The organism is Streptomyces sp. NPDC029014 (genome assembly GCF_055564695.1).
The window spans coordinates 1-16,261 of record NZ_JBVHVT010000010.1; the positions used below are offsets into that span (position 1 = coordinate 1).

Annotated in this window: 19 protein-coding genes and 3 tRNA genes; 16 read left to right on the forward strand and 6 right to left on the reverse strand. The window is 73.6% G+C overall.

Going from position 1 to position 16,261, the window contains the following annotated elements:
• Window positions 1-205: 205 nt before the first annotated feature.
• The 3 genes from htpX to ACZ4VL_RS07475 are packed head-to-tail and all read left to right on the forward strand — an operon-like array spanning window position 206 to window position 2,481.
• On the forward strand, window positions 206-1,069 hold the full coding sequence (htpX, locus tag ACZ4VL_RS07465; RefSeq protein ID WP_468196973.1) for a zinc metalloprotease HtpX: 864 nt from the start codon (window positions 206-208) through the stop codon (window positions 1,067-1,069).
• The gene (locus ACZ4VL_RS07470; protein WP_468196975.1) at window positions 1,066-1,458 is read left to right on the forward strand and encodes a YccF domain-containing protein; all 393 of its coding nucleotides are present in this window, start codon (window positions 1,066-1,068) and stop codon (window positions 1,456-1,458) included. The genes htpX and ACZ4VL_RS07470 overlap by 4 nt, the downstream gene beginning before the upstream one ends.
• A 42-nt stretch (window positions 1,459-1,500) precedes the next feature.
• On the forward strand, window positions 1,501-2,481 hold the full coding sequence (locus ACZ4VL_RS07475; protein WP_468196977.1) for a glycosyltransferase family 2 protein: 981 nt from the start codon (window positions 1,501-1,503) through the stop codon (window positions 2,479-2,481).
• Between the two features lie 86 nt (window positions 2,482-2,567).
• On the opposite strand, the gene ACZ4VL_RS07480 is transcribed toward ACZ4VL_RS07475, so the two are convergent.
• The 3 genes from ACZ4VL_RS07480 to ACZ4VL_RS07490 all read right to left on the reverse strand — a co-directional run bounded on the left by ACZ4VL_RS07480 (window position 2,568) and on the right by ACZ4VL_RS07490 (window position 5,344).
• Window positions 2,568-3,998, reverse strand: coding sequence for a SulP family inorganic anion transporter (locus tag ACZ4VL_RS07480; protein ID WP_468196979.1), 1,431 nt, complete (start codon window positions 3,996-3,998; stop codon window positions 2,568-2,570).
• 195 nt (window positions 3,999-4,193) lie between these two features.
• Window positions 4,194-4,646, reverse strand: coding sequence for a DUF6228 family protein (locus ACZ4VL_RS07485; protein WP_468196981.1), 453 nt, complete (start codon window positions 4,644-4,646; stop codon window positions 4,194-4,196).
• A gap of 209 nt (window positions 4,647-4,855) precedes the next feature.
• Window positions 4,856-5,344 (reverse strand): YajQ family cyclic di-GMP-binding protein, encoded by a 489-nt coding sequence (locus ACZ4VL_RS07490; RefSeq protein ID WP_468196984.1) that lies wholly within the window; start codon window positions 5,342-5,344, stop codon window positions 4,856-4,858.
• 201 nt (window positions 5,345-5,545) lie between these two features.
• Between ACZ4VL_RS07490 and ACZ4VL_RS07495 the strand changes: the two genes are divergently transcribed.
• From ACZ4VL_RS07495 to ACZ4VL_RS07505, 3 genes are all read left to right on the forward strand, one after another.
• Window positions 5,546-5,627, forward strand: a tRNA-Tyr gene (locus ACZ4VL_RS07495).
• Window positions 5,628-5,771: 144 nt separating this feature from the next.
• Window positions 5,772-6,203: a hypothetical protein gene (locus ACZ4VL_RS07500; RefSeq protein WP_468196986.1), complete on the forward strand. Its 432-nt coding sequence runs from the start codon at window positions 5,772-5,774 to the stop codon at window positions 6,201-6,203.
• Window positions 6,204-6,262: 59 nt separating this feature from the next.
• The gene (locus tag ACZ4VL_RS07505) at window positions 6,263-6,703 is read left to right on the forward strand and encodes a DUF3574 domain-containing protein (RefSeq protein ID WP_468196988.1); all 441 of its coding nucleotides are present in this window, start codon (window positions 6,263-6,265) and stop codon (window positions 6,701-6,703) included.
• A gap of 43 nt (window positions 6,704-6,746) precedes the next feature.
• Here ACZ4VL_RS07505 and ACZ4VL_RS07510 read toward each other — a convergent pair whose 3' ends face one another.
• Window positions 6,747-7,403 (reverse strand): SDR family oxidoreductase, encoded by a 657-nt coding sequence (locus ACZ4VL_RS07510; RefSeq protein WP_468196990.1) that lies wholly within the window; start codon window positions 7,401-7,403, stop codon window positions 6,747-6,749.
• Window positions 7,404-7,457: 54 nt separating this feature from the next.
• Window positions 7,458-8,783, reverse strand: a complete 1,326-nt coding sequence (locus tag ACZ4VL_RS07515) for an amidohydrolase family protein (protein WP_468196993.1) — start codon at window positions 8,781-8,783, stop codon at window positions 7,458-7,460.
• Between the two features lie 440 nt (window positions 8,784-9,223).
• Here ACZ4VL_RS07515 and ACZ4VL_RS07520 point away from each other — a divergent pair.
• From ACZ4VL_RS07520 to ACZ4VL_RS07565, 10 genes are all read left to right on the forward strand, one after another.
• Window positions 9,224-9,296, forward strand: a tRNA-Thr gene (locus ACZ4VL_RS07520).
• A gap of 49 nt (window positions 9,297-9,345) precedes the next feature.
• Window positions 9,346-9,418: transfer RNA gene (locus ACZ4VL_RS07525), tRNA-Met, on the forward strand.
• An 89-nt stretch (window positions 9,419-9,507) separates the two neighbouring features.
• Entirely contained in the window at window positions 9,508-9,672 is a 165-nt protein-coding gene (gene rpmG, locus ACZ4VL_RS07530) for a 50S ribosomal protein L33 (RefSeq protein WP_007265873.1), read from the forward strand.
• A 127-nt stretch (window positions 9,673-9,799) separates the two neighbouring features.
• Entirely contained in the window at window positions 9,800-10,252 is a 453-nt protein-coding gene (locus tag ACZ4VL_RS07535) for an FAS1-like dehydratase domain-containing protein (protein WP_468196995.1), read from the forward strand.
• A 1-nt stretch (window position 10,253) separates the two neighbouring features.
• Entirely contained in the window at window positions 10,254-10,682 is a 429-nt protein-coding gene (locus tag ACZ4VL_RS07540) for a MaoC family dehydratase (RefSeq protein WP_468196996.1), read from the forward strand.
• Window positions 10,683-10,808: 126 nt separating this feature from the next.
• Window positions 10,809-11,390 (forward strand): TetR/AcrR family transcriptional regulator, encoded by a 582-nt coding sequence (locus tag ACZ4VL_RS07545; RefSeq protein WP_468196999.1) that lies wholly within the window; start codon window positions 10,809-10,811, stop codon window positions 11,388-11,390.
• 205 nt (window positions 11,391-11,595) lie between these two features.
• Entirely contained in the window at window positions 11,596-13,035 is a 1,440-nt protein-coding gene (locus tag ACZ4VL_RS07550; RefSeq protein WP_468197178.1) for a DHA2 family efflux MFS transporter permease subunit, read from the forward strand.
• A 90-nt stretch (window positions 13,036-13,125) separates the two neighbouring features.
• Complete coding sequence (locus tag ACZ4VL_RS07555; RefSeq protein ID WP_385833370.1) at window positions 13,126-13,524, forward strand: DUF3291 domain-containing protein; 399 nt, start codon at window positions 13,126-13,128, stop codon at window positions 13,522-13,524.
• Between the two features lie 38 nt (window positions 13,525-13,562).
• Complete coding sequence (locus ACZ4VL_RS07560) at window positions 13,563-14,645, forward strand: UDP-N-acetylmuramate dehydrogenase (RefSeq protein ID WP_468197001.1); 1,083 nt, start codon at window positions 13,563-13,565, stop codon at window positions 14,643-14,645.
• Between the two features lie 15 nt (window positions 14,646-14,660).
• Window positions 14,661-15,077, forward strand: coding sequence for a hypothetical protein (locus tag ACZ4VL_RS07565; protein WP_468197004.1), 417 nt, complete (start codon window positions 14,661-14,663; stop codon window positions 15,075-15,077).
• Window positions 15,078-15,137: 60 nt separating this feature from the next.
• Here ACZ4VL_RS07565 and ACZ4VL_RS07570 read toward each other — a convergent pair whose 3' ends face one another.
• Entirely contained in the window at window positions 15,138-16,169 is a 1,032-nt protein-coding gene (locus tag ACZ4VL_RS07570) for an adenosine deaminase (RefSeq protein WP_468197006.1), read from the reverse strand.
• Between the last annotated feature and the right edge of the window lie 92 nt (window positions 16,170-16,261).

The following is a 16,261-nucleotide window of genomic DNA, read 5'->3' on the forward strand; positions in this document are numbered from 1 at the left end:
CCCCCCCCCCCCCCCCCCCCCCCCCCCCCCCCCCCCCCCCCCCCCCCCCCCCCCCCCCCCCCCCCCCCCCCCCCCCCCCCCCCCCCCCCCCGGCGCGCGCCCCGGGAACCTGACGCCCTCACCTCGCGTTGACCAGGAAGGAAGGGTCCACTGGACCGTGGGCCCCTCGCGAGGTCCCCCCGCCGCACCATTTGGAGGGCGTACCGTGCACCGCCGGCACAACGGGCTGAAGACCGCCGTACTCCTCGGCGGGCTGTCCGCACTCATCATCTTCATCGGGAGCCTCTTCGGGCGGGGCGGCCTGATCATCGCCGTCATCGTGGCCCTCGCCACCAACGCGTACGCGTACTGGAACAGCGACAAGCTGGCTCTACGCGCGATGCGCGCCCGCCCCGTGAGCGAGTTCGAGGCCCCCGCGCTCTACCGCATGGTGCGCGAGCTCTCCACCTCCGCGCGCCAGCCCATGCCCCGGCTCTACATCTCGCCCACCGACGCGCCGAACGCCTTCGCCACCGGCCGCAACCCGCGCAACGCCGCGGTCTGCTGCACCGAGGGGATCCTGCGCATCCTCGACGAGCGCGAGCTGCGCGGGGTCATCGGCCACGAGCTCAGCCACGTCTACAACCGCGACATCCTGATCTCGTCGGTCGCCGGAGCCCTCGCCTCCGTGATCATGTTCCTGGTGAACTTCGCCTGGCTGATACCGATCGGTCGCTCCGACGACGACGAGGGCCCCGGCATCATCGGCTTCCTCCTGGTCATGATCCTGGGCCCGCTGGCCGCCTCCGTGATCCAGCTGGCCATCAGCCGGTCCCGCGAGTACGAGGCCGACGCCTCCGGCGCCCAGCTCACCGGCGACCCGATCGCCCTGGCCGACGCCCTGCGCAAGCTGGACGCCGGCGTCAAACAACGCCCCCTGCCCCCCGAGCCCAGACTGGAGACCGCGAGCCACATGATGATCGCCAATCCGTTCCGCCCCGGGGCGGGCCTTTCTAAGATGTTCTCCACGCACCCTCCGATGGCCGAGCGCATCGCCCGGCTCGAACAGATGGCAGGCCGTAGTCAGTGAAGACCATCCTCAACATCATTTGGCTCGTGCTCAGCGGCATCTGGCTGTTCCTCGGATACGTCCTCGCCGGCGTGCTGCTCTGCATCACCATCATCGGCATCCCGTTCGGCATAGCGGCGTTCCGCATCGCGGTCTACGCCCTGTGGCCCTTCGGGTACACCACCGTCGAACGCCACGACGCCGGCGCCGGATCCTGCATCGGCAACGTGCTGTGGCTCGTCCTGGCGGGCTGGTGGCTCGCCATCGGCCACATCGTGACCGGCATCGCGCTGTGCATCACGATCATCGGCATCCCGTTCGGCATCGCCAACTTCAAGATGGTCCCGCTCTCCCTGCTCCCGCTGGGCCGCGAGATCGTCCCCACCGACGCCCCGTTCGCGTCCCGGTAAGCCGGTCGGCGGCGCCGCATCAACCCAGGGCAGGAAGAACCAGTGTCGGCTGCGATCACGGGCACGACCCTGTCGGTCATCGTGCCGATGTACAACGAGGAAGAAGCCCTTCCGGCCCTGGTGGCCCGCCTCCGGCCGGTGCTGGACGGCACGGGGGCCGCGTACGAGGTGGTGGCCGTCGACGACGGCAGCACCGACCGGACCGCGGAACTCCTGGAGAAGTTCCGCACCGAATGGCCCGAGCTGCGGATCGTCCGGCTGCGCGGCAACTCCGGCCACCAGGCGGCCCTGCGCGCCGGCCTGCACCGCGCCGTCGGCGCCTACGTCGCCAGCATCGACGCCGACCTCCAGGACCCGCCGGAGAAGATCCCGGAGATGCTGGACCTGGCCCGCTCCCGGCAGCTCGACATCGTCTACGGCGTCCGCTCCGACCGCAGCACCGACACCGGCTTCAAACGGCACACCGCGGGCGCCTACTACTGGCTGATGCGCCGCCTGGTCGGCAAGCAGGTGCCCGCCCAGGCCGGCGACTTCCGGCTGCTCAGCCGCGAGGCCGTCGAAGCCCTCAAGGCACTGCCCGACCAGCACCAGGTCTACCGCCTGCTCGTGCCCTGGCTCGGCTTCCCCAGCGGCCAGGTCACCTACCGGCGCGGCGAGCGGGTCGCGGGGGAGACCAAGTACCCGCTGAGCAAGATGATCCGGCTCGCCGTCGACGGCATCACGAACTTCTCCGCCGCCCCGCTGCGGCTGGCGACCTGGCTCGGCGTCGTCAGCTTCCTCGCCTGCCTCGTGATGATCGTCGTCTCGGTCGGGGTCTTCCTGGCCGGGCAGACGGTGCCCGGCTGGACCTCCCTCTTCGTCGCCATGCTGTTCCTCGGCGGCATCCAGCTGATCTGCGTGGGCCTGCTCGGCGAGTACATCGGCCGCATCTACACCGCGGTCCAGCGCCGCCCCACGTACTTCGTCGGCTACGACTCGGCACGCGACGACACCCCGAAGGGCCCGGATCCGGACGCCCGCTGACGCACACCGACCGGTTTCCGGGCCCGGGCAGGGCTGCCGGGCGCCGCACGGGCGGTCTCAGCGGCCCCGCCCGGGCCCGGAAACGGTCAGCCGACGCCCTCGCGGCCGGCCAGCGGGGCCCGACCCCGCTCCCACCCGTTCAGGGCCGTCAGACAGGCGTGGTCGAGGTGGCGCAGCCCGCTCAGGTCCAGCCGGACCGGCTGCCCGGCCGGCAGGGCGTCCAGCGCGTCCAGCAGCTTCGGCAGCCGCAGGAAGCTGGCGTTCCCCAGGACCCGCACGCACACCTCCCCGCCCTCCTCCACCACCTGCTCCACGTGCACGTGCGAGGTCTCCCAGGCCGCCTTCGCGATGGCGATGCCCAGCCCGACCAGCACCCCCTCGAAGAGGTTCGTGGCCACGATCGCCCCCGCCGTCGCCACGAGCACCACCGCCTCCCCCCGGTGCGTCCGCCACAGCGCGGCCACCGCCCGGCCCGGCAGCAGCTTCCAGCCCGCGTGCAGCAGCACCCCCGCCAGCGCGGCCAGCGGCACCGCCGCCAGCAGCTGCGGCAGCGCCACCGCGAACAGCAGCAGCCAGGCGCCGTGCATGACCCGCGCCGCCCGAGTGCGCGCCCCCGCCTCCACGTTGGCGGCGCTGCGCACGATCACCGCGGTCATCGGCAGCGCCCCCAGCAGCCCGCACACGGTGTTGCCGACGCCCTGCGCGACGAGCTCCCGGTCGTAGTGCGTCCGCGGCCCGTCGTGCATCCGGTCCACGGCGGCCGCGCTGAACAGCGTCTCCGCGGAGGCGATCAGCGCCAGGGCGATCACGGTCCCGCAGGCCCCCGCCGACGCCAGCACCCCGAACTCGCCCCAGCCGGGCGGCGCCACGGCCCCCACGACCCCCTCAACCCGCACCCGCTCGACCGGCAGCCGCAACACCGCGCACACCGCCGTCGCGGCCACCACCCCGACGAGCGCGCCCGGCACGAGCCGCAGCCGGGCCGGCATCCGCCGCCAGCCCACGATCACCGCGATGGTCCCCGCCCCCAGCGCCACCGCCGTCCAGTCGGCCCGCCCGGCCAGCGCGGGCGCCGCGGCCAGCTTCTCCAACGTCCCGCCGGGCGCCGGCACCCCGCCCACCGCGTACAGCTGCGAGGCGATCAGCACCAGCCCGATCCCCGCCAGCATCCCCTGCACGACCGCGACGGAGATCGCCCGGAACCACCGTCCGAGTCGCAGCACCCCCATCCCGACCTGCAGCATCCCGGCGACGAGCACCAGCACCCCGAGCGCGGCCAGGCCGTGCGTGGTCACCGCCTCGTACACGAGCACGGTCAGTCCGGCCGCCGGCCCGCTCACCTGCAGCGAGCTGCCCCGGAACCAGCCGGTGACCAGCCCGCCGACCACACCGGAGACGATCCCCCACTCGGCCGGCACTCCGGAGGCGACCGCCACCCCCAGACACAGCGGCAGGGCGACCAGTGCGACGACGACGGAAGCCCCGAAGTCCTCGCGGAACGTGCCGGCACCAGGCATACGAGACCCCCTGACGCGGTGACGGGCGGCGACGGTTCCCTCCAGGGTGGCGGGCGCGCACCCCGCAGCCCAAGACCCCACCGGAAGCCTCCGAGGCGCACAAGCCGCACGAGCCGCGCACGCGGGGCACACGTCCCCCACGCCCCGCACGCACCCCGCAGCACGCCGCCCACGGCCCGCCTCCCGCGGCGAAGATCACACGGCGCTGCGGAGGAAGGCGGACATCGCGGCCGCCAGACGGCGCATCTCCTCGCCCGCCTCGTGCACCGTCACGGCCTCGAACCGCCAGTTCGCGCCCGGCGTCAGGTCGTGCAGGCCCCAGGTGAGCCGCACCTGGCCGCCGGAACCGTGCCGGGCCGAGAGCGTCAGACCGCCGCTCACCGCGTCCCAGGTGCGCGCCCCCTCCCACCCCCGGAAGTCCTCGGCCAGCCCGCCGAGGAAGGCGTCGAGCCCGTCCCCGTCGAAGGTGCGCACGCACACCTCCACGTCCGCCCGCTCACCACGGGCGCGTACGAGGAAGTCGAGCACCGGATCGTTCTCGAACTCCGGGAACGGCCGCACGGCTCGGGCGAACCCCAGCCGGACCTCCCCCGTGGTCGCGCCCCCCAGTTCCACCACGACACCGGCCGCCCCACACCCTTCGATCACCCGCCCAGCCTAAGCGCGGCACGACGGACAGCCGCCACCCCCGCGCCCCGGTCAACAGGCCGCACGGGAGGCCCTGTTCGAGGCGCCGTCAACGAGCCCGCGGGCCCACCCGTCGAGACGGATGGGCCCGCGTCGGGGGCGCACACGGGGCCGGAGCGAGGCCGCGGCCCGGCGTGTCCGCACAGGCCGGAGAACCGGATCAGCAGTGATCAGCGGTAGTTCACGAACTGGATCGCGAAGTCCAGGTCCTTGCCCTTCAGCAGCGCCTGGACGGCCTGGAGGTCGTCGCGGCTCTTCGAGCTGACGCGCAGCTCCTCGCCCTGGACCTGCGCCTTGACGCCCTTCGGGCCCTCGTCGCGGATCATCTTGGCGACCTTCTTGGCGTTCTCCTGGGAGATGCCCTCCTCGATCGAGGCGAAGATCTTGTACTCCTTGCCGGACAGCTGCGGCTCACCGGCGTCCAGCGCCTTGAGCGAGATCCCGCGCTTGACCAGCTTGGTCTCGAACACGTCGAGGACGGCCTTGACCCGCTCCTCCGAGTTCGCCTCCATCAGGATCTTCTCGCCGGACCAGGAGATGGAGGCGCCGGTGCCCTTGAAGTCGTAGCGCTGCGAGAGTTCCTTGGCGGCCTGGTTGAGGGCGTTGTCGACCTCCTGCCGCTCGACCTTCGAGACGATGTCGAAACTGGAGTCGGCCATGTGCTGTGGCTCCTTGAAGTCGGCGTAGATGCCCCTGCGGGGCGGCGGCCGGCCCTACCCGGCCCGCTCCGCAAAGCCTAGCCACCGCACCCGCCGGCAGCGCTGATCAATCCGGTGGCGAAGCACCCCGGAGCATCGGGTATTGTTTACGTCGTTGCCAGGGAGCACCGCCGCACAGCGGACTCGAAGGCGACATCCCATGGCGGTGTGCCCGAGTGGCCAATGGGAGCGGACTGTAAATCCGTCGGCTTAGCCTACCCAGGTTCGAATCCTGGCGCCGCCACATGGAAAGAACGGCCCCTGATCTGCGGAAACGCGATCAGGGGCCGTTCTGCGTTCGGGTGTGGGACCCGCGGAAACCGAGGTGCGTCCGGAGGCCGCAGCGGGCACCATGGCCGCATGAACAGTGTTCCCGGCCGAAAGGCCCGTGCCGCGTAAGGCGCCCGCGCAGGTCCGGCGGGACCTGCACCGCAACCCGCACCCGCCGCAGGGCGGGCGGGCCGTGATCCCCCGGCTCTCCGGCAAGGCCCTGGCCGGGATCGCCCGCGTCGAGCGGCGCCTGTACGAGCCCGGCGCCGCGCACGCCGCCTGGCTCGGGTGGCGGGAGCTCGTGCACCGCCCCGGGCCCCGGACCGTCTACCCGGACTTCACGACGCACTACCCGTGCTGCGAGCCGCCCTGGGGCGGGGACCACCGGCAGGTGTTGGAGGACATCTGCCACGCCCTCCCGCCAGGGGCGGCGCGACGGCTGCGCGCCGTGCTCGCACCGCTCGACGAGCGGTTCCTCGCCCGCACCCTGCCCGACCCGTACGCCGCTCCCCGCGACCCGTGGTGGCGGCGGCGACTGGAGAGCCCGTGAGCGGGGGGCCGGGCGGGTGACGGGGCGTCCCGTGCGCGGGGCCGGGTCGTTCACCGGGGGTGACATGGAAATCCCACATCCGCGGCAAGGCCGGCGGCGGCGTGCTCCTCGCCCTGCTCGGCGCCGGCATCCCGGCCCTCGTCGGAGCCGCCCTGCACGGGCCCGGCCAGGAGCCGTACCGCGAGACCCGCCTCTACTTCGGCACCGAGCGGCCCGCCGGCCGGCCCGCGGTCACCGAGCAGGAGTTCATCCGGTTCCTGGACCGGGAGATCACCCCGGCCTTCCCCGAGGGGCTGACCGTCCTCGACGGCGTCGGCCGCTGGCGGGCCGGCGACGGCGAGATGGTCCGCGAGCAGTCCTACGAGGTCGTGCTGCTGTACCCGGAGCCGGAGGCCGAGGTGCGCGGCGCGCGCATCGAGCGGATCCGCGCCGCCTACGAGGAGCAGTACGAGCAGGATTCCGTCGGGCGGTCCGACGACGAGGTCACCGCCGACTTCTGAACCCCCGTCAATCGTCAGGGAGCCCCGGCCGCCCGGCCGGACCTCAGTTGCCGGCCACGTCCTTGACGGCCACCGCCACCGGGACCGAACCGCCGACCAGCTCCAGCGTCAGGCCCGCCGTCGCCGGGGTCTCCAGCAGCTCCGCCAGGACCGCCGCCACGTCGTCGCGCGGCACCGACCCGCCGCCCGCGTGCGCCTCCAGGCGCACCAGACCCGTCCCGGGGTCGTCGACCAGCGACCCCGGGCGCAGGACCGTCCACTCCAGGCCGAGGCGGGTGCGGACGTGGTCGTCCGCCTCGCCCTTCGCCCGCAGATAGGCGTCGAACACCTCGTCGCCCCCGTGCTGCGCGTCCGCGCCCATCGAGGACACCATCAGGAAGCGCCGCACGCCGGCCCGTTCGGCCGCGTCCGCGAACAGCACCGCCGCACCCCGGTCCACCGTGTCCTTGCGGGCGACGCCGCTGCCCGGGCCCGCCCCGGCCGCGAACACCGCCGCCCCCGCGCCCTGCAGGATCCCCGCCACGTGCTCGACCGTGGCCGACTCCAGGTCGCACAGCACCGGTTCGGCGCCCGCCTCCCGCAGGTCGTCGCCCTGCGTCCGGTCGCGGATGATGCCCGCGACCTCGTACCCGCGCACGGCGAGCAACCGCTCCAGCCGCAGTGCGATCTGACCGTGTCCACCCGCGATGACGATGCGCATGAGCCGACCGTACGACGACCAGGGCCCCGCCGCCCGCGAACACCCGCCGGACGCTCAGGGGCCGGGCTCCATACGGCCCTGCCGGGGCAGGTCCAGCGCCACCGCGACCGCCGAGTCGCAGTACTCCCGTACGGCGCTGGTCCGGGCGACCACCCGCCCGCGGTGGATCACGATCCGGCTGTACGCGAGGGACAGCACCCCGGCGATCCGGTCCCCGCGCACCGCGAGCAGCTCCGCCGGGAACCCGGCCTCCACCCGTACCTCCGGCAGGCCCATCGCCTCCCGGGCCGCGCCGCTCACCGTGTCGTAGGCCTCCGCCGGCCGCAGCCCGCCCTGGGAGGCCAGCAGGTACGCGGCCTCCAGGGGGTCGCCCCGGCCGACCGGGTTGCCGACGTCGCGCAGCGCCCCGCTGCCGGCCGCGACCCGCACCCCGGCGGCGCGCAGCAGCCGTACGGGCGCGGTGCGCAGGCCCCGCCGCTCCAGGGCGGCGCAGTCGCCCTGGGGCAGGCAGGTGACCCGCACGCCGGCCGCGGCCAGCCCGTCGGCCGCCCGGTGGGCCGCCTCCAGCGGGAGCCGGGACAGGCCGCCGCACGGGCCGATCGTCACCCCCGCCCGCAACCCGCCGGCCATCGCGGCGAGCCGGGCCAGCCGGCCGGGGTCGCCGCCGTCCGTGTGCAGGTCCACGGGGCAGCCGTGCTCGGCGGCCAGCTCCAGCACGGCCTCCGCGAAGCCCGCCGGGTCCGGGTCGAGGTCCGGGCAGCCGCCGATGACCGAAGCACCCATCCGGACCGCGTCCCGCAGCATCGCCAGCCCGTCCGCGCCCGCCGCCCCCGTCAGCAGCCGGGGCGCGGCCACCGCGGTCAGGTCCGCGAGCCCGCGCAGCGAGCGGCGGGCGGCGAGTACGGCCTCCAGCGCACCGAGGCCGCACTCGCCGCCGATCCGGACGTGCGAGCGGACCGCCGTCGCGCCGTGGCCCAGCTGGAGCAGGGCGGCCTCGGTGGCCCGACGCTGCACCTGGTCCGGCGCGTACGAGACGGGCCCCTCCGCATCGGCGGTCAGGGCGGTGTCCCCGTGCGCGTGCGGCTCGGCGGGGGCGGGCAGCAGCAGGAAGCCGGACAGGTCCACCCGGGCCACCGCCGCCGAGGGCAGGCTGCCCGCGGGGCCGACGGCCCGGATCCGGCCGCCGCCGAGGCGGACGTCGACCGTGCGGCCGTCCATGAGCCGGGCCCCGGCGAGCAGCAGCGCCGCGGACTCGGCGGGAGCCGCGTGCGCACCCGGCGCCGGACCCTCGCCGCGGCCGCTGCGCGAGGACCCGGGGCCGCCCTCACCGCGGCCGCTGCGGGGGGACGGGGGCGGCTGCTGCGGCTGGCTGTCGGACATCGCGCTCCTGCGGTGGTGCGGTGGCTCGGGCGGGTCCTGGACCGGGGGTCGGGGCCCTGCGGCCCACGTGCGGCCTGCGGCCCAAGATCACGCAGCGTGCACCGAGCCTAGGGCGCGCGGCCCCCGCCGTCGGGGAGCGCCGCAATAGTCGTACCGCCGCGCCATCCGCCCGGACCGGCCGCCGCCCACCGCCCGCGTGCGCCCGCCCACCGCCCGCGGAACCGGTGCCGCACCCACCCCGCACCGGTCCCCGCGGCGACCCGCGCGGGGCCGACTACGGGCCTGCGCACGGGCCCGAACACGGGCTGCGCACGGCCCCGAACACGGCCTGCGCACCGCCCGCGGACGGGTCCGCGCACCCCTCCGGATCGGGGCCCGGGGACGGCTCCGGCAATGGATTTGGGCGATCGGCTGGCAACCGTGTAATGTCTTCCTCGCTCGCCCCAATAGCTCAGTCGGTAGAGCGTCTCCATGGTAAGGAGAAGGTCTGCGGTTCGATTCCGCATTGGGGCTCTGGTGAGAGAGGCCCCCCACCCTCGGGTGGGGAGCCGATCATCATCAAAGCGGCGTAGCTCAGTCGGTAGAGCAAGCGGCTCATAATCGCTGTGTCACCGGTTCAAGTCCGGTCGCCGCTACCCACAGTAGCCGATTGCGGGGTCGGTCTCCCGATCGGCTACTCTTTTATGCGTTCGATCCGTCCATTAGTCCGTCAAGGAGCACTCACGTGGCTGCCACCGACGTCCGCCCGAAGATCACGCTGGCCTGCGTGGAGTGCAAGGAGCGGAACTACATCACCAAGAAGAACCGGCGTAACAACCCGGACCGCATGGAGATGAAGAAGCACTGCCCGCGCTGCAACTCGCACACCGCGCACCGCGAGACCCGCTGACACCGGCGAAGTCTCGAACACAGGCAACGTCATGAGGTCGTCCCCTTCAACGGGGGCGGCCTCGTGTCGTTTCCGTGACGTCGAGTCCGTGACCGTGTCCGTCGTTTTCCACAGGAGGTAGGGAGCCATGGCGCTCGACCAGTCCTTCGTCGGGCGGAGCTACCCGCCCACCGATCCGTACGAGGTCGGCCGCGAGAAGATCCGCGAGTTCGCGGCCGCGGTCGGGGACGACAACCCCGTCTACACCGACGCCGAGGCCGCCAAGGCCGCCGGGTACCAGGACGTGATCGCTCCGCCGACCTTCGTCTTCGCGATCACCTTCGCGGCCGCGGGCCAGGTCGTCGCCGACCCGCAGCTCGGGCTGGACTACAGCCGTGTCGTCCACGGCGACCAGAAGTTCGCCTACAACCGCCCCGTGCGGGCCGGCGACCGGCTCTCCGTGACCTCCACCATCGAGGCGGTCAAGACCCTCGCCGGGAACGACATCATCGACATCCGCGGCGAGGTCCACGACGAGACCGGCGAGCACGTGGTGACGGCGTGGACGAAGCTCGTCTCCCGCGCCCCCGAGGAGGCCTGAGATGACCGCACGGATCAAGTACGACGACGTCGAGGTCGGCACCGAGCTCCCCGCGGCCTCCTTCCCCGTGACCCGCGCCACGCTCGTCCAGTACGCGGGCGCCTCCGGTGACTTCAACCCGATCCACTGGAACGAGAAGTTCGCCAAGGAGGTCGGCCTCCCGGACGTGATCGCCCACGGCATGTTCACCATGGCCGAGGCCGTCCGCGTCGTCACCGACTGGCTCGGAGACCCGGGCGCGGTCGTCGAGTACGGCGTCCGCTTCACCAAGCCCGTCGTGGTCCCGAACGACGACACCGGCGCCCTGATCGAGGTCAGCGGCAAGGTCGCCGCCAAGCTCGACGACAACAAGGTCCGGGTGGACCTCACCGCGATGAGCGCCGGCCAGAAGGTGCTCGGCATGTCGCGGGCCGTGGTCCGGCTGGCCTGAGCCGCCGCCTCCGGGCGGCGGGAACGGCGGCCCGGCGCAGTCCGGGAAGGGGTGTCCGCAGCACCGTCGCGGGCACCCCTTCTCCCGCCCTTGCCAAAGTAGTAATTGGTCACTAACTTAGCTTCCATGGTGAGGATGAGCGCAGAGGAGCGGCGCGAGAGCGTCATCCGCGCGGCGATGCACGAATTCGCCCGCGGCGGGTACCACGGCACCTCCACCGAGGCGATCGCCAAACGCGTCGGCGTCTCCCAGCCGTACCTCTTCCGGCTCTTCCCCAGCAAGCAGGCGCTCTTCCTCGCCACCGCCGAGCGCTGCCTGCGCGAGACCCGCGAGGTCTTCGCCGTGGCCGCCGAGGGGCTGGAGGGCGAGGAGGCCACGCTCGCCATGGCGAACGCGTACTCCCGGCTCATCGCGGAGGAGCCGGACAAGCTCCAGATGCAGCTCCAGATGTACGCCGGCGTCGCCGCCGCCGAGGCGTCCGGCGACCACCAGCTCGGCGAGCTGGTCCGCAAGGGCTGGATGGAGCTCTGGGACACCGTCCACGTCCCCCTCGGTGGCGACGTGAAGGAGACCACGAGCTTCATGGCCTACGGAATGCTGATCAACACCCTGGCCGCCATGGGCTTCCCGCCCGGGCACCGGGTGTGGGAGGGGTTGTATCCCTCCGCCTCCGCCCCCGCCCCCGTCGACGGGTCGGCGGGGGAGTAGCCACCCGGGTCGGGCGACGGGGCGCCGGCCCCGGACCCCGGGCTGCCGGCCGCTCGCCGCAGGGCGTCCGGCATCGCCGTGGCGTTGAAAGTTAGTCAGTGATTACTAACAATCTGCTTCTCGTCCCCAGGGGGAAACCGTGAACGGCACTCAAGACACCCGAAAGACCCGCCGCGGGGCCTCCCGAGGGGCCCCGGACGCCGCACTGCGCGGACCCGCCGTCTGGGCGCTCGTCCTCACCTCCGCGGCCGGCTTCATGGCCGCCCTCGACAACCTCGTCGTCACCACCGCCCTCCCCGCCATCCGCAAGGAACTCGGCGGTGGGCTGGAGGAACTGGAGTGGACGGTGAACGCGTACACGCTCGCCTTCGCCGTCCTCCTCATGTTCGGTGCGGCCCTCGGCGACCGCTTCGGCCGGCGCCGGCTCTTCATGTCCGGTCTCGCGGTGTTCACCGGCGCCTCCGCCGCGGCCGCCCTCTCCCCCGGCATCGAGGAGCTCATCGTCGCCCGCGCCGTCCAGGGCGTCGGCGCCGCGATCATGATGCCGCTCACCCTCACCCTGCTCACCGCCGCCGTCCCCGCGGCCCGCCGCGGCACCGCGCTCGGGATCTTCGGAGCCGTCAGCGGGCTCGCCGTCGCCAGTGGCCCGCTGATCGGCGGCACCCTCACCGAGCACATCTCCTGGCAGTGGATCTTCTGGCTGAACGTCCCCGTCGGGCTGGCCCTGATCCCGCTCGCCCGGCTCAAGCTGGCCGAGTCCACCGCCCCGAACTCCCGTCTCGACGTACCGGGCACGCTCCTCATCAGCGGCGGCCTCTTCGGCATCGTCTACGGCCTCGTCAACGCCAACTCCCACGGCTGGACCAGCGCTCCCGTACTCACCGCCCTGATCGTCGGCACCGCGCTCGTCGGCGCCTTCGTCCACCACGGGTTCCGCCACCCGAACCCCGTGCTGCCCATGCGCCTGTTCCGGCGCCGCGGCTTCCTCGGGATCAACGCGGCCAGCCTGCTCATGTACCTGGGCATGTTCGGCTCGATCTTCCTGCTCAGCCAGTTCCTCCAGGGTGTCGCCGGGTACTCGCCCACCGAGGCCGGAGTGCGCATGCTCCCGTGGACCGCCATGCCCATGTTCGTGGCCCCGATCGCGGGCATCCTCTCCGACCGGATCGGCGGCCGCCCCGTCGTCGCCGCCGGGCTCGCGCTGCAGGCACTCGGCCTCGGCTGGTTCGCCCTGGTCCTGAGCGCCGACGTCTCGTACGCCGCCCAGCTCCCGGCGCTGATCCTCAGCGGCATCGGCATGGCCCTGTACTTCGCCCCCGCGTCCAACGTCCTGATGTCCACCGTGTCCCCCGCCGACCAGGGCAAGGCCTCCGGCGCCAACAACGCCCTGCGCGAGGTCGGCGGAGCCCTCGGCGTCGCGGTCCTGGCCTCGGTCTTCTCCGCCCGGGGCGGCTACGGGTCCCCGCAGGCCTTCACCGACGGAACCGTGCCGGCGCTGTGGACCGGCGCCGCCGCGGTGGCCGTGGCGGCCGCCTTCGCCCTCCTGGTCCCGGGCAAGGGGAAGGCGTCCCCCGCGGCCGCCCCCGCCGCCACCGCCGCCCCCGGCCAGGCGGCACCCGAGGCCGCCGAGGTCCCCGTCGGCTGACCCCGGCCCGCCCCGCAGTCCGGTACGACCCGTAGAGCGCAAGAGACCCTCACGATCCGGCCCGCCCGATCCGTACGAAGGAGCTCCGCCATGCCCGACATGCCCTGGACCACGCCCACCGCGCCCGCCCCCGACGCCGAGGTCTACGTCATGGCCTCCCGGTTCGAGACCCGGACCCTGCTCGGGGCCCTCCGCTTCCTGCTGAGGTCACCCGGGATCGTCTTCCAGATCCGCAAGGCCCCCGGCGCCCACGGCGCCGCCCTCCGGGCCCGCGTCGGCTCCCGGACCTTCCTCACCCTCTCCGCCTGGACCGACCGCGACGCCCTCCACCGGTTCGCCCGCAGCGAGCCGCACCGCTCGAATTCCCGCGCCGCCGCCGCGCACATGAAGGACTCGGCCTTCACCTTCTGGACCGCCCCCGCCTCCGACCTCCCCATCACCTGGGAGGAAGCCGAGCGCCGGCTCGCCGCCCAGCAGGCCCGGTACTGACCGCGACGACGTACGGTCCGTGGCCCCGCCGGGAACCCGTGGCCGCGGACCGTACTCTTGTCCACGTGCAGGAACTCCACGACGCCCCCCTCGCCCCGCTGACCACCTTCCGCCTCGGCGGCCCCGCCGCCCGGCTGGTCACCGCGACCACCGACGCCGAGGTGGTCGACACCGTCCGCGCCGCGGACGAGAGCGGCACCCCGCTGCTCGTCATCGGCGGCGGCAGCAACCTGGTCATCGGCGACCGCGGCTTCGACGGCACCGCCCTGCGCATCGCCACCACCGGCTTCCACCTCGACGGCACCACCCTGGAGCTCGCCGCCGGCGAGAACTGGTCCGACGCCGTCGCCCGCACCGTCGAGGCGGGCCTCGCCGGCATCGAATGCCTCGCCGGGATCCCCGGCTCCGCCGGCGCGACCCCGATCCAGAACGTCGGCGCGTACGGCCAGGAGGTGTGCGACACCATCACCGAGGTCGTCGCCTACGACCGCAACCGCCGCGAGACCGTCACCCTGTCCGCCGCCGAGTGCGCCTTCTCGTACCGCGACAGCCTCTTCAAGCACCAGCCCGACCGGTACGTCGTCCTGCGCGTCCGCTTCGCCCTCGAGGACGCCGGCGGGCTGTCCGCCCCGATCAAGTACCCCGAGACCGCCCGCGCCCTCGGCGTCGGCGCCGGCGACCGCGTCCCGGCCGCCACCGCCCGCGATACCGTGCTGCGCCTGCGCGCCGGCAAGGGCATGGTCCTCGACCCCGCCGACCACGACACCTGGTCAGCCGGATCCTTCTTCCACAACCCGATCCTGACCGACGAGGCGTACACCGCGTTCCTCGCCCGCGCCCAGGAGCGCCTCGGCGCCGACACCGCCCCGCCCGCCTACCCGGCCGGCGAGGGCCGTACGAAGACCAGCGCCGCCTGGCTCATCGACAAGGCCGGCTTCACCAAGGGCTACGGCACCGGCCCCGCCCGGATCTCCACCAAGCACACCCTCGCCCTCACCAACCGCGGCGGGGCCACCACCGAGGACCTGCTCACCCTGGCCCGCGAGGTCGTCGCGGGAGTCCACGCGGCCTTCGGCGTCACCCTGGTCAACGAGCCGGTGACGGTCGGCGTCAGCCTCTGAGGAGCCCCGGCCGCCATGCTCTGCCCACGGCACGGGGCCGGCACGGACCCCACCCGCCTGGTGGGACGCACGATCAACCGCATCGTCGCGTCCTGGCACGTCTACGAGGGCGAACGCTCCGAGGCGCCCCTCGACGTCTGGCTCGTCGACAGCGAGGGCGATTCCACCAGGATCAGCACCGGGTCCGACGGCTGCCTGATCGTCGAGTCGGCCACCCCCCACGAGCCGTACGACATGGGGGAGTGGGGCCGCATCGAGGTCGGCGAGGACCTCGGCGACCACCCCTTCCTGCGCCACCTCGGCGACACCGTGGCACGGGTGTCCGAATTCGCGGCGCCCGAGACCGGGCGCACCGAGCTGGAGATCGGCTTCGCCGACGGCGACCGGGTCCGGGCCGACTGCTGGCAGGGGGACCTGCGGCTCACCCGCTGACCGGCCGCCGCAGCCGGAACCGGCCGCCGCAGCCCCGGCCGCAGCCAGGGCCGGGGCCGGCTATTCCGCCAGCCAGTGGTCGATCCCCGTCACCAGCTTGTCCTGGACGTCGAGCGGCGCCGCCGACCCCCGCACCGACTGGCGGGCCAGCTCCGCGAGCTCCGCGTCCGTGAAGGAGTGGTGGCGGCGGGCGATCTCGTACTGCGCCGCCAGCCGCGACCCGAACAGCAGCGGGTCGTCCGCGCCCAGCGCCATCGGCACCCCCGCGTCGAACAGCGTCCGCAGCGGGACGTCCTCCGGCCGCTCGTACACGCCCAGCGCCACGTTGGACGCGGGGCACACCTCGCAGGTGACCCCCGCCTCCGCGAGCCGCCGCAGCAGCCGCGGGTCCTCCGCCGCCCGCACCCCGTGCCCGATCCGGGCCGCGTGCAGATCGTCCAGGCAGTCCCGCACGGAGGCCGGGCCGGTGAGCTCACCGCCGTGCGGGGCCGCCAGCAGGCCCCCCTCGCGGGCGATGGCGAAGGCCCGGTCGAAGTCCCGGGCCATGCCGCGGCGCTCGTCGTTCGACAGGCCGAAGCCGACGATGCCCCGGTCGGCGTAGCGGACGGCCAGCCGGGCGAGCGTACGGGCGTCGAGCGGGTGCTTCATGCGGTTGGCCGCGATCAGCACGCGGATGCCCAGCCCCGTGTGGCGGGAGGCCGCGTCGACCGCGTCCAGGATGACCTCGACGGCCGGGATCAGACCGCCCAGGTGCGGGGCGTACGAGGTGGGGTCGACCTGGATCTCCAGCCAGCCGCAGCCGTCGCGGACGTCCTCCTCCGCGGCCTCGCGGACCAGGCGCTGGATGTCCTCGGGCTGCCGCAGGCACGAGCGGGCGGCGTCGTACAGCCGCTGGAAGCGGAACCAGCCCCGCTCGTCCGTGGCGCGCAGCTTCGGCGGCTCCCCGCCGGTCAGCGCCCCGGTCAGGGCCTCGGGCAGGCGCACGCCGTACTTGTCGGCGAGCTCCAGCAGGGTCGACGGGCGCATGGACCCGGTGAAGTGCAGGTGCAGATGGGCTTTCGGCAGAAGCGTCAGATCGCGTACGTGCTCCATCAGGTGATCCTGCCGCACCCGTCACCCGTTCGGCACCGGATTCCCTGAACGGGACCTTGCCCGAACGTAAAAACGTGCCTCCCGAGGCCCCA